Below are 14,356 nucleotides of genomic sequence, written 5' to 3' on the forward strand. Positions count from 1 at the left end.
CAATATGAAATACTCCCTAATCTTACTATTGGTAGCTTTTGTATCGAATGCTCAAATAAAAAAAGAGCAATTAGATTTGATGCCTTGGCCCAAAAATATAAATTTGACTGATGGTACTTTTACAATTAACAAAAATTTCAAAGTAAATATTACAGGCAATCCCAATCCTAGAATTTTTGTTGGTGTAACTCGTTTTTTAAGAAGATTGGATGGAAGAACCGGATTGTTTTTTCAGCAAGATTTTATAACCAAAATAAATCAAGAACCTTCGGCAGAATTACAAATAAATTGTGTTCAAAGCGGAAAAATAGAATTATATGAAGATGAAAGTTATCAGTTAGAAATACAATCGGATAAGATCATTATTAATGCAACTTCAGATCTTGGTGCACTTCATGGTTTAGAAACATTATTACAACTGTTGCAAAATAATAGTACTTCTTATTATTTTCCAACAGTAAAAATTACAGATTTACCAAGATTTACTTGGCGTGGACTTATGATTGATGTTGCAAGACATTTTCAGCCAGTTGATGTAATTAAAAGAAATTTGGATGCAATGGCAGCCGTAAAAATGAATGTTTTTCACTGGCATTTAACAGACGATCAAGGTTGGAGAATACAGCTAAAAAAACATCCAAAATTAACGGAATTGGCATCAGACGGATTGTTTTACACGCAGGAAGAAATCAGAAGTATTGTGAAATATGCCGATGAAAGAGGAATTCTTGTAGTCCCAGAAATTGATGTACCAGGACATGCTTCGGCTATCTTGACAGCCTATCCCGAAATGGGAAGTAAAGTTCTTCCTTTTTCTAATGCAAATGCAGAGAAGAAACAAGAATTGTTGTCCTTATCAAATTATACAATCGAAAGAAATGCAGGTATTTTTAATCCAACATTAGATCCCTCAAATCCTAAAACCTATCAGTTTTTGAGTGAAGTTTTTGATGAGGTTTGTCCTTTATTTCCTGGCGCTTATTTTCATATTGGTGGAGACGAAAATGAAGGAAAAGATTGGGATTCAAATCCTAAAATCCAGGAATTTAAAAAGAAAAATAAATTAGTAACCAATCACGATCTTCAAACCTACTTTACCATGCAGTTAGTTCCGATGCTTAAAAAACATAAAAAACAATTGATGGGCTGGGAAGAGATCATGACAAAAAATATGTCTAAAAATGCTATTATTCATTCCTGGAAAGGTCCAAATGAAGGAATTCCAGTAGGAGAATCAGTTGCAAAAGCGGCTAAAAATGGCTATAAAACGGTATTGTCAAACGGATATTATATCGATTTAATGCAGAGTATAAATGATCATTATTTGAATGATCCAATTCCTCAAAATAGCAATCTAACACCTGAAGAAAAAGCAAAAATATTAGGTGGAGAGGCGACTATGTGGACAGAACTTGCGACACCATTGACGTTAGATTCTAGAATTTGGCCAAGAACGGCAGCCATTGCAGAAAGATTATGGTCTAATGCAGACGTAAATGATTTGCAAAGTATGCACAAGAGAATTAAAACAGTATCTTTTAGATTAGAAGAGCTTGGCATTACGCAACTTAGAAATAAAGAAGTAATTTTAAGAAATATTAGTAACAATCAAGATATAACAGCTGTTCAAAATTTTTCTAATCTGTGTGAACCATTAAAAATTTATTCCAGAAATGCAGGAGGAACAGAATACCAAACCTATTCACCTCTAACTTTGTTTGCCGATGCTTGTACTCCAGATGCCTCAGCAGCTTTAGATTTTGATGCCGCCGTTTCTCTTTATTTAGCAGATAAGAATAAGAATAATGCGGTTTTGGTTAGCAGTTTTTTGAAAAAATGGATTCAAATCAATAAAGATTTAGCTCAAATAAGTTATAATGCTCCTCTGGTAAAACCTATTTTGCCGTTATCAAAAAGTTTAAGCGATGTATCGGAACAACTTTTGTTGGTTATGGAGAAGAATCAAGTAGCTAATTCTGATTTATTAAATCAATTGTTAAAACAATGCAATTCTAAAGAGCATGCAGATGTAGAATTAGCGGTTTATGCTAGTTTGAAAAAGTTAATAGGTTCGTAGAATCTAATAATATTTGACGTATTTGAATTAGTTAGATTTAATTTGGTTTTGGTTTAACTGAAAATTGCCTTTTTTAATATGTCAATAGGATGACCTGGTATTTTTTATCAGGTTTTTTCTGTTAGTAAAAATACGACGCAATAATTGTTTTTATTCTTCTTTTTCCTCTAAAGTTCTCGCTTTTGTTAATGCTGTAGCTACTAATCCTGCTGGAATTGTAACAATACCCACACCAATTATAAGAACAAAAAAAGTAAATATTTTACCACCTAAAGTGATTGGATAAACATCACCATATCCGACTGTAGTTAAGGTTACGATCGACCACCATAAACTATGAAATAAGGAGCTAAACACTTTGGGTTGCGCTTCGTTTTCAAAAAAGTAAATCCCTGATGATGTTAGAAATACTAAAATTAAGGTAATCATAAAAAATAGCACTAATTCCTCTTTTATGATAGTGAATGCCCTGCTGAACCTATTTAATGCCTTATTGTATCGAACCAATTTGAAAGCCCTAAATATTCGAAATATTCTAAAAGCTCGTAAAGCTTTTAAGTTGAAAGTGGCACTTAGATAAAAAGGAAGAATCGATAATATATCTACAATTCCATAAAAACTAAAAATATATTTTAGAGGTTTTTCAGCAACATAAATTCGCAGTAAATATTCAATGCTAAAAATCACAATACTGATCAATTCTATAGTTGCAAGTATTTTTTTAGTTTGTAAAGAATTGTCTGGTAAGGTTTCTATAGAAAAAGCGACTAAAGAAATTAATATTAAGATTTGAATAAAATAGTCAAAAATTCTTCCTATTCTGGTTGTATTGTCTTCGATTATCAAACGTAATTTATTTCTCTTCATTTTTTTATTCTTTAAAAAGATTCTTTTCCAGCAAACTGTTTTACTAAAAAAATGGAATGCAAAGTTATAAAAAACATTTTATTTGGTTTTTGAACTAGAAAACGTGTGGTAAAAAAAGGAGTATTTTAAAATCCAGAAGTACTGATTAGTAAAAGTTTTTCGCGATTGCACGCTTTAAAAAATCTATTAGCAAATCACTAATGCGTGTTTTAAAATGGTTAAAAATCAGTATTTTTTTCGTACTTTTGCCAAAATTTTATAAAAAGATATTCATGTTAACAGTTAATAATTTATCAGTTCAGTTTGGCAAAAGAATTTTGTTTGACGAAGTAAATACAACCTTCACTCACGGTAATATCTATGGTGTTATTGGAGCAAACGGTGCTGGAAAATCTACTTTTCTTAAAATAATTGCCGGTGAAATGGATCCTACTTCAGGACATATTCATTTAGAACCAGGAAAACGGATGTCGGTTTTAAACCAAAACCACAATATGTTTGACGAAAGTACGGTTCTTGAAACGGTAATGATGGGGAATAAAACCCTTTACGCTATCAAAAAAGAAATGGATGCTTTATATCTTGATTACGATGATAAAAATGCTGACAGAATAGGGGAGTTGCAAGTGCAATTTGAGGAAATGAATGGATGGAATGCGGATTCAGATGCAGCATCTATGCTATCCAATCTTGGAATTACAGAGGAGCATCATTATACGTTAATGGGCGATTTAGAGGGGAAAATAAAAGTACGTGTACTTTTGGCACAAGCTTTATTTGGAAATCCAGATTTACTTATTATGGATGAGCCTACCAATGACCTGGATTTTGAAACCATTGCTTGGTTAGAAAATTTCTTAGCCAATTATGAGAATACAGTAATTGTAGTTTCTCACGATAGACACTTCTTGGATTCCGTTTGTACACACATTTCGGATATTGATTTTAGTAAAATAAATCACTATTCTGGAAATTATACGTTTTGGTATGAGTCAAGCCAATTAGCGGCAAAACAAAGAGCGCAACAAAACAAGAAAGCAGAAGAAAAGAAACAAGAATTAGAAGAATTTATTCGTCGTTTTAGTGCGAATGTAGCCAAATCAAAACAAGCTACTTCCCGTAAAAAAATGATTAGTAAGTTGAATATATCCGAGATTAAACCATCAAGTCGTCGTTATCCAGCAATCATTTTTGATCAAGAGCGTGAGGCAGGAGATCAAATTTTGAATGTTCAAAACTTAAGTGCTTCTATAGAAGGAGATGTTTTGTTTAAAGGAGTCGACTTAAATATGGCAAAAGGAGATAAGATTGTTCTTTTCTCTAAAGATTCCCGTGCTACGACTGCATTTTATGAAATCTTAAACGGAAACAAAACAGCAGATTCAGGTACTTTTGATTGGGGAGTTACTACAAACCAAGCGTATTTACCGGTAGAAAATCATTCTTTTTTTGAAAGTGATTATACTTTAGTAGATTGGTTGCGTCAATGGGTAAAAACAGAAGAAGAGCGCGATGAGGTTAACATTCGTAGTTTTCTAGGTAAAATGATTTTCTCTGGAGAAGAAGCTTTAAAAACCTGTAGAGTTTTGTCAGGAGGAGAAAAAGTGCGTTGTATGTTGTCTCGTATGATGATGGAAAGAGCGAATGTATTAATGTTGGATGAGCCTACGAATCACTTAGATCTAGAGTCTATTACTGCTTTTAATAACTCTTTGAAAAACTTTAAGGGTTCTGTGATTTTTACTACTCATGATCACGAATTCTCTCAAACGGTTGCTAATAGAGTTATCGAATTAACACCAAACGGAGCCATTGATAGATATATGACTTTTGATGATTATCTTGATGATGAAAAAGTTCAAGAATTAAGAGTTAAAATGTATACAGTATAAAAAGATACTTTATAATAAGTCAAAAAAAATCTCCTGAATTTCAGGAGATTTTTTTTTAATTAAATAAGAGGCAATTGAATAAATATTAAATGGCTTAGAAAGGATAACCAATAGCTAAATTGAATATCAGATTTTCTTTTCTCCAAGAACCACTACCAAAATCTACTTTATCCAATACCCAGCGATTGCCTTCTGATAAATAGGGTTTGCGAATTGGGAATGCCAAGTCGGTTCTTAATACTAAAAATGAGAAGTCAAAACGCAATCCAGCTCCAGCTCCAACTGCTAATTCGCTAATAAAGTTTTTTGAAAATTTAGCTCCAGGTTTATCTGCGTTTTCATTTAGTAACCAAATATTTCCAGCATCTATGAATAATGCTCCTTTTACCAAACCATATATTTTAGCTCGGTATTCCGTATTCAATTCTAATTTTATATCTCCAGATTGATCTGGTAAAAATGTGTTAGTAGCCGTAGTAGATCCGTCAAATGTTCCCGGACCTATAGAACGAGCTCTAAAAGCGCGTAAGCTATTGGTACCACCAATAAAAAATTGTTTTATAAATGGCATTTCTGTTGAGTTTCCATACGCATAACCAGCGCCTACAATAATCCTACTGGCTATTTGAGAATCGGGACCTAATTTATAATAATGTCTAAAATCATTTTCAATTTTTATAAATTGACTAAAAGGAACATTAAAAATGTTAATCGTATTTCCCTTTTTAGTGTCGGCACCAGTAGCCAATCCTGTAATATTTCCTGCTAAATCGACTGTTCCTTTATAGTAAAAAGTGTTTTTCTTTCTTTTTTGTACTGTGTTCGTATAAGTGTAGGAATAGGTTGGCCCAAAAATTAATTGTTTATCAATTACTTTTTGTAACGATTGATTGGCTTGAATTTGATCCAAATACAATGCAGTTACGTTCCGTGGACTAGCATAAGTGATTTCCGTTAGATTTAATAAGTGTTCTTTTCTTTCACTTTCTTTCCATAAGTAACCAAAAGAACCTTTAAAAGTCTGTAAGGAATACAATTTAGTTCTGTTTTGATATTCGTATCCTAAGGTTAGTTTCGTTTTTGGTACAAATCCACTTGGAGAATGAAATCTAAAAGGAGCCACTAATCTAGGCCATATTAAATTGGCTTCTGATCCAAAACGATACACATTAAAACCGTTATTTTGTCCCGATACTTGCACTTCAAGACCTCCAAATGCTGAAATAGTGAGTAATTCTGCACCACCAATCGCATTTCTATTACTCCAATTTAAGTTTAATTCCGTTCCAGTATAATTGGCTGAATTAGTTTTTGCTAACAATTCTAAACGTAAAGACTTTTTAGGTAATGGCGTAAGAAAATAATAAGCATCTAAGTAGTTTCCGATAGTATCAGAAACCTTAAACTGATTTTTTACAAATTTAAATGTTCCTAAGTTTACTAAACGATTTAAAGACAAATTATGATCGGTGCGATTGTATAAATCTCCTTTTGAAAAATTTAAAGTACGATCAAAAACTCGAGGTTTGAACATTTTTGTCGAGTCTATAATGGTAATATCATTGTATTTAACAATAGAGTTTTTATTGTCTATCAGACTATCAACGCCAATAGAGTAATTTGGATAAACAATGATTTTATTAATTTGATAAGGCGTTTCAGCCATCTTAGGTGTTGCTTCTTTTATTTTTACGATAAGGTCTACCTGATGATCTGCTACGGTACTATCTACTTGAATTAATAAATAATCAGGATTAAAGTAAAAGAACCCTTTTTCTTTTAATCGTCCGTCAATACGAGCTCTTTCCTCTTTTATAACATCAAGATTAAATGCTTGATCTTTCTTTAAGAGACTTCTTTTAGAGGTCTTTCTTACGGCTGTTGCTAATACTGATGAGTCCGTTGGAAATTTAACTTCGTTGATCTTATATTGTCTTGCAGGCTTTACGGTATATTCTGCTGTTGCTTTTTTCCCTCTTCGAGTAGAGTCGGCACTTGTTTTTGCATTAAAGTAGCCATTGTTTTCAGAGAAGTTTTGTAAAACACTTTTGTTGTATTCAAGATCTACTTGACTATACAATACGGGCGGTTCTCCCACTTTATTTTTTAACCAATAACGAAAACCTTTATCTTTTTTCGTTTCACCAGCAATATTGTAAATGTATAATTTAGGTCTTAATCCTAATATTTTTGCATTAGGTTTTGGCCGAACGAGTTCTTGTAATTTGCTTTTTAATGCTTTTCTTTCTTTTTTACTCACTTCTTTTCCCTCGACTTTTACTGTAGCTCCAGTATATAGTAAATCTCCTTCTGACAAGAAGCGAGTGTTACTACATGATGAAACGAGTACAATTAAAAAAAAGGTATATATAAAAGGATACTTATTCATTTGATTTTTTTTTCGATTCCTCTTTGTTTTTTTTTGCAACTTTTTTCGATTCACTTTTCGAAAATAATTCTTTGAATTTATTATAATCCATCGTTATTATAAAAGCAATACCCGTTTCTACTACTTCTCCTTGAAGTGCCACTTGATATTTATTAACGCGATAGGCTCTCATTTTATACCTTCCGTCTTTCGATAGTTGATAATCTATAGAAATATCACCTGCTATATTGTTTGCATTCTGATTGGTTTTCTGTGGGCCTTCGATTCCAAAACTACTACCTACAGTAACTTTTAGACGGTCATTTAATAGTTTTTTAGAGACACCAACATTCAAATCTGTTTTGTTTTCTCGCTGTCCTGTGGTATAATCATCAGAACTGTCTATATCAAAATTAAGTTCAACACCTTCAATTAAGTCACCAGCTAAATTATTAAGTTGTTGTGATAAAATTTTACTCGCACTTTCACGTGCTAAAGAGGAAACGTTGGTACCTCCAGTTTCACTCGCAAATGGATTTTCTCCAATAAAACGATTTAAAAGTAGCAAGGCAAAAACTTGCTTGTTCATTTCATCAGGTTGCTGACGCAATTGCGTTAATTTAGCTTGAGTAGTATTTATAATTTCTGTAGAAACGCTATTGTTTCCTTCTGGTAAAACGACATCAAAAGAAATGGTTGGTTTCATTAACTCTCCTGTCATTTTTAAATTCGTTTCAAAAGGAATTTTTTGCTTATAAGTATTTCTAACTTCATTTGTTATTGCACCAAGTTGGTCGCTTACCAAATCTATTGGAGCAGCTTCAGTTTTATAGATAGCCGTTATGTTTATATCGGCCATAGTTGGCTCGCCAGTCCAGAGAATATAACTTCCTTCTTTAATATCAAATTTTCTCTTAATAGCGTTAAAACTCATTTCGTAACTTCCTTGGGATAATTCATATCTACCAGTCAGCGTAGTTTTTCCAGAAGGGTCAATACCACCATTAAGTTGTGCTTCTCCTTTTAATTTTAAGAAATCTCCATTTGCTTTATCAATAACCATCGATAGTTCTGCATCTTTATCAATTTCGATGTTTACAGACGCATTTATACCTTTAATATCCATTTCACTACTGACATCAGATAAAGCCAATTTTTGAACTATTTTAGGTTTATCTTGATCTATAAATTCTATAATTCCTTCTCTATCCGCTATAGACGGATCAGATTGTGGTAATACTACTGTAAATTTGGTGTCTTTATTAATCTTGATAGTTCCTTCTACAATAGGATTATCAAGTGTTCCTGTTACTTTTAGATGGTTGTCCATAAAAAGGGCACCATAATACAAATCGTTGTCTTTTGCCTTTGAATTAACTGCTTGAAAATTATCAGCATCCACAGTTAAATTGAAACCAAAATTGCTAAAATTACTACTGTTTATTTTTCCGTTCACTACTAAGTCATTATCATTTTGATCCTTAACAGTAAAATCATTGAAAATAATGGCATCGCTTGTAAATCTAATTTTATCATTTATAGATTTAAATGTGGCGTTCAGGGCAGTTGCTTTAAAGCCAACATCATTAAATTTTAACTCTCCAAGAATCAAAGGTTGTTTTGTATTACCTGTAATTTTAAAGTTTCCGTTCAAGAATCCAGTACTCTCCGCTAGGTTATCTAATGTAAATCCTTGAATACTTTTTAAATTCAATTTTTCAATATTCAGATCCATATCAAAACTTGCCTCAGTGGCTTTATAAAATCCTTCCAAATTTAATTGATTGCCTTGTCCGGTTATCGCAATTTTTGCATCGTATCGATTGGCAATGTTATTATTGACTTTTATACTAATTGTACCAATTGTATCGTTTTTGAATGCAAAATTTTCAATATTTAAATCAGAAGTGAAAAGCGGACTTTTATCTAAATTTTTAACTTCTGCAGTTCCATTAATTGTACCTCTGAATTGTAAATCTTTTTTCTCGATGAAACTAGTGATGGTGCTAATTTCAAAATCCTTAAAATTGACCGCAATAGGAGCATTGGGAACATTCGTTTCTGATTGTATTTTTATGGTACTTCCGGCTTTACTCAAATCAAATTGTCCAACATAAATGCCTTTGTCTCCAAAACGAATTACATTTTCGGGTGCAATGGACCATCCGTCGTAATTTAGCACTAATTTACTTGGATCAAGACTAACTTCATTGCTACCATCTATACTTTTTAAAGTTCCAGCAATTAAATAGCGTTCGACTTCTTTTAAATCTTTTAGTTGCAAAGTATAACCTACGCTATTTTTCTCTACTACTCCAGAAATACTAGTGTACGGTAATTGAAATTGTTTGTTTTGTATATCATCGATAACTACATTATATACTAAGGATTTGTCTTTTGTTTCTACTTTTAAAACAGCATTAGTAATCGTATTTTCTCCATAAATAAGTTTAGGAATTGCGCCATTAATAACAATGGAATCATTAACTGAATTGTATTTTCCTTCAATAATTATGGGTTCTAAACTTTTTAAATTTGGAATTAACTTGTATAAAATTGGATCATCTTTTACATTCACTTTAAAAGTAAATTGCTGCTTCTCAACTACTGTTTTTTTAGATTTAGGATTTGCATCATAATATTTTGCAATAGAATTACTGAGCGCTTTACCTATTTTAGAAAAACTATATTTCCCATCTACATCTGCAACTAAAAAAGGAGATTTTATAGATAAGATATTTTTCTCAGCTGTTGATTTTGCAATAATACTTATAGAATCAATAGCAAATTCTTCTTTTGCATCAACAACACTGATGCTGTGTGCGTAAACAGATCCGTTTAAATAATCTAAATTTGCCGACTGAATATCAGCATCTATTGCACCTCTTATTTTTAAAGGTCCAGCATGAAGATTTAGTTTTTCTAAATCCGCAATATCTACATTCAACTTTAATTTTGCAACAGGATATTTATCTTTAAAACTTCCATTACTCACTAAGTCAAAGGTTAGATTAGGATCATTTGCTGAGGCAACTGCATTAAATTTTCCGTTGGCAATTGCACCTTTTAAAGCAAGGTTTGTATAAGTGTATTTATTATAATAGGCTTTTATAATATTCCCGTTTAATGATGCTGTGGCGGTTTTAGGATCAAAACCTGTTCCCTTAATGTTCGCTTTAAGCGTAACTTTTCCAACTGAATCATTTTTGATTAATTTACCCAAATCAAAATTAATTAATTCAGTTTGTGCATTATATCGTTCGTATTTTTTTCTGCTTTGATCAAAAGAGGCATTTATTTTGGCATTACCAAAACTACTTGTCAAATTCATTTTTGTACTGAAATTAGCGATCATTCCTTTAAAGGTTCCTTTTGCGCTAAATTTAGAGGGCAATTGTATAGAGTTCGGAATTGTCCCTTTTGGTAAAAAACTAAGAAAATCTTTCTGTGTTGAATTTAATTCTTTAATGTCTAAATCGAAAACAGTTTTATTAATATCGGGCAAACCAACAATGCTTCCGCTGGCTATCAAATTGGTGTTACCAAATCCGCTGATGTTAATACCAGGAAATTCTAAATTTTTTAGTTTTCCGTTAATGACACCATCAATTAATAAAATTGCATCTTGATTACTATTAAAGGGACTCGTATTTGCCAAAGTAGGAGCGAAGAGCAAAATATCTTTGATGCCTAACTTGCTTTTCTTAAGATTGGCATTTAATCCTAATTCTCCGGGATTTTTTGCTAAAGAAGCTATTGATGGATATCCTATTCTAATTTCATTTTTTAATTCGGTTTGGGGAGTTTTTAAATATAATTTCTTAAAAAAAGCATTCTTATTACCATAGAAAAATTCTGTGGTCATAGCTTGTATGTTTAAACCGCTTTTATCCTTTACCGTTAATGAATTTACCGTTCCCGAAATATTTTCAGGATTGTAATTTAAGGCTTTAGCTTTTAAATTAAGATTGGTAATATTTAAGTGATTGTAGTCAATTCCTTTTTGGGTGGCAGCAACACTATTTTTGTCAAAACGAAAATTAATTTTTTCTAATTCTGTTGTATTTACTTTTATTTGCCAGTTATTGGAATCATCATTTGATGCTGGTTTTTTAGATTCTATTTTGTCTGATTTATCAATAGATAGATTTCCTTTTAGTCCTTTTATATCCAAACGTTCAACTATAGCAAATTGATTATTGAGATCCATTTTATCAATTTTTGCAAGCAGTTTTTTCAAATAAAAAGTAGTAGCTAATTTGGTCTCTTCACTTTTATAATCAAAGTCAATCTTAGCCAAATCAATTTCACCTAATTTTAATTTTAGCAATGATTCTGGCTCATTATTTACAGTAGCTTTTTTAGTTTTTTTGGATGCGTCAGCAATACCTTGCTGCAATTTTAATTTTAAACCATTGATTTTAGCTTTAGGAATTTCAAAATTCATTTGGGCTAAATCAAAAGTCTTAATCTTTGTTTGAAAATAAGTCAGATTGACATCAATATTATTATTGGTAATTTGATCATTATATTTCAAACGGATACGATCTAATTCTATTTCGGCCACAGAAAATTCCATAGGAGGAGAATCACTTTTTGGTTTATCAGGAGAAGTAAATGATTTTATAATGTAGTCAAAGTTAAAAACAGATTTCGAATCTCTTTTTAAATTAGCTGTAATTCCTTCTAAATGAACAGAGTTGATTTCTACTTTATTATTTAGTAATTGAAATAAACTAATATCGACTGCTAGTTTTTCTCCAGCAAGAAGCGTGTCTTTTTTCTGATCTTCAAAATAAACGCCCTCCAAAATTATTTTTTTAGGCAAACCAATTTCGATCCTATTTATCTGAACCTTAGTTTTAATTTTTTCCTGCAGGTAGGTAACCGCTTTATTTTTTGCTAAATTTTGTATAGAAGGAATCTGAAGTGCGATAACCAATAGAAGGAATAATAGAATAATAGATCCTATTATCCAAAGCAAAATTTTGAGACTTTTCTTTAAATATTTTTTCAATCGAGGCAATTTTTTGGTTAAAAATAGCAAAATTAAATCAGAATTACAATTTCATCGCTAAAGGCACTAGTTGGTAAAGATCAAAAATTAGCGGTACAACTCTTTATAAAATTTACGATTAAAATTATAAAATTTAGGGTTTCTTAATTTCTAATGTTAATACTAAAGTGTATTTGCTGAACTGAAATTCAATAAAAAAAGTAGTTGTATAATATGATAAAGTCTTTTGGAATCATTTACATTATAGGGGAGTATAACCACTCAATTTAAACTTGTTGTCCGTTTTTACTTCTGTAAGGTTGTTTAAAATTGTTATGTAATTCTATTTGAAATTCCTCAAACGATTTAAGTAATAGTAAAGCGATAAATAATTTATTAGTTTTAATAAAAACCTAAGTACAAAAACATGATTTAATTTAATATAAAAAAAACTACAACTTTTAAGGCTGTAGTTTTTAGTATCAAATGGAAAAAAAGGGAATTAGATTCAGGTTTACTTCTTCATACTTCCTGTTTCCATAAATCGTAAGTTAAGTTTAAATGCTTCTTCCAGAAGGTGAGGAGTATGACCGCCACGCGCACAAGCACGGTTAAAATAATCTAATAATTCCTCTTTGTATTCGGGATGTACACAGTTTTCAATGATGACTTTGGCTCTTTCTCTCGGAGCAAGTCCTCTTAAATCAGCGACTCCTTGTTCTGTTATCAAAATATCGACATCATGTTCCGTATGATCCAGATGCGAAACCATGGGTAATACATGAGAAATAATATTCCCTTCTTTAGAAGAAGATTGAGTAACAAATATGCTCAAATACCCATTTCTTGCAAAATCTCCCGAACCGCCAATTCCGTTCATCATTTTTGTTCCAGAAATATGTGTGGAATTTACATTTCCATAAATGTCAAATTCAATGGCTGTATTAATTGCAATGACGCCTAGTCTTCGGATTACTTCTGCTGAATTGCTAATGGTTTGTGGTCGAAGCACTATTTTGTCTTTATAAAAATCGAAATTTTCAAGAATATTTTTATAACAATTTTCAGAAACTGTAATTGAAGAGGCCGAAGCAAAACTCATTTTTCCGCTGTCAATAAGTTCAAAAGTGCTGTCTTGCAATACTTCTGAATACATTACTAGATTTTCAAAATTGCTTTTGGCAAATCCAGACATTACTGCATTAGCGACTTTTCCAATTCCGGCTTGCAAGGGCATTAGTGAATTGGTTAAACGGCCTTCTTTAATTTCATTTTCAAAAAATTCTAACAAATGATTAGCAATAGCAGCCGTTTTTGGATCTATTTCGGTTGGTTTTGCAGGACTGTCTAAAATTTCAGTAAAAACAATTCCAACCACTTTTTTGGGATCAATACTAATGAAATCTTGACCAATTCGGCTATCTGTAGCAGTGATGTTTAAAACAGCTCTATTGGGATATGATTTTGAAGTGTAAACATCATGAATTCCTTTAAATTCTAAAGGAATTGAAGTGTTTATTTCGATGATTATTTTATCTGCCAAATGCGCAAATGTGGCGGAGTTTCCAACAGAAGTTGTCGGGATAACATTTCCGTTTTCATCAATATAAGTGGCTTCAATTACCGCAATGTCAATTTTAGGAAGGTGTTTGTTTTCTAATAATTCAGCGGTTTCACTTAAATGTTGATCGATATATAAAATGGTACCTTCATTTATTTTTTTTTCTCAAACTTGCATCAGATTGAAAAGGCATTCTTTTATATAAAGCATTATTGTTAGCTAAATCAGTATCGGTAGTTTGACCTAAAGAAGCGCCCGTAATCAATGTGATTGCAATCGTTTCCGATTTTGCCCTTTCTGCAAAAGCTGGTAAAACGGCTTTACTATCACCTGCTTTTGTAAATCCGCTGGTTCCAACAGTCATTTTATCTTTAAAATAAAGAGCGGCTTGCTGCGCAGAAATAACTTTGTCTTTGTAACTTTGAAATCTGATTCTGTCCAATTGCATAATTTGTTTTTATTTTGAAATAAAACACCTAAAAAATGATGTTTCCTTAATGAATGAATTGTTTTTTTTAATATCATTTATAGGTAGTGCAATTTTAGCAAAAAATGAAATTGGATAAATATCGTAGGAAGCCATAAAAATATTCAT

General features: G+C 31.6%; 5 protein-coding genes and 1 pseudogene. 2 read left to right on the forward strand and 4 right to left on the reverse strand.

Annotated elements, in window-relative coordinates; genetic code table 11:
- Positions 1 to 4 precede the first annotated feature (4 nt).
- The gene (locus J3S90_RS11205) at positions 5 to 2,077 is read left to right on the forward strand and encodes a beta-N-acetylhexosaminidase (RefSeq protein ID WP_236023937.1); all 2,073 of its coding nucleotides are present in this window, start codon (positions 5 to 7) and stop codon (positions 2,075 to 2,077) included.
- Positions 2,078 to 2,227: 150 nt separating this feature from the next.
- On the opposite strand, the gene J3S90_RS11210 is transcribed toward J3S90_RS11205, so the two are convergent.
- Positions 2,228 to 2,944 carry an ion transporter gene (locus J3S90_RS11210; protein WP_210646265.1) on the reverse strand — a complete coding sequence of 239 codons (717 nt, stop codon included), beginning with the start codon at positions 2,942 to 2,944 and terminating at the stop codon, positions 2,228 to 2,230.
- Between the two features lie 272 nt (positions 2,945 to 3,216).
- On the opposite strand from J3S90_RS11210, the gene J3S90_RS11215 reads away from it, so the two are divergent.
- On the forward strand, positions 3,217 to 4,836 hold the full coding sequence (locus J3S90_RS11215; protein ID WP_188050390.1) for an ABC-F family ATP-binding cassette domain-containing protein: 1,620 nt from the start codon (positions 3,217 to 3,219) through the stop codon (positions 4,834 to 4,836).
- A 94-nt stretch (positions 4,837 to 4,930) separates the two neighbouring features.
- Here the strand turns inward: J3S90_RS11215 and tamL are convergent, their stop codons facing one another.
- The 3 genes and pseudogenes from tamL to J3S90_RS11230 all read right to left on the reverse strand — a co-directional run bounded on the left by tamL (position 4,931) and on the right by J3S90_RS11230 (position 14,209).
- Positions 4,931 to 7,225 (reverse strand): translocation and assembly module lipoprotein TamL, encoded by a 2,295-nt coding sequence (gene tamL, locus J3S90_RS11220; protein WP_210646266.1) that lies wholly within the window; start codon positions 7,223 to 7,225, stop codon positions 4,931 to 4,933.
- Entirely contained in the window at positions 7,218 to 12,221 is a 5,004-nt protein-coding gene (locus J3S90_RS11225; protein WP_210646267.1) for a translocation/assembly module TamB domain-containing protein, read from the reverse strand. Before J3S90_RS11225 ends, tamL begins: the two co-directional genes overlap by 8 nt.
- A 493-nt stretch (positions 12,222 to 12,714) precedes the next feature.
- Positions 12,715 to 14,209, reverse strand: a pseudogene (locus J3S90_RS11230) (succinate CoA transferase).
- Between the last annotated feature and the right edge of the window lie 147 nt (positions 14,210 to 14,356).

It is taken from the genome of Flavobacterium flabelliforme (assembly GCF_017948675.1).
Classification (GTDB): domain Bacteria; phylum Bacteroidota; class Bacteroidia; order Flavobacteriales; family Flavobacteriaceae; genus Flavobacterium; species Flavobacterium pygoscelis.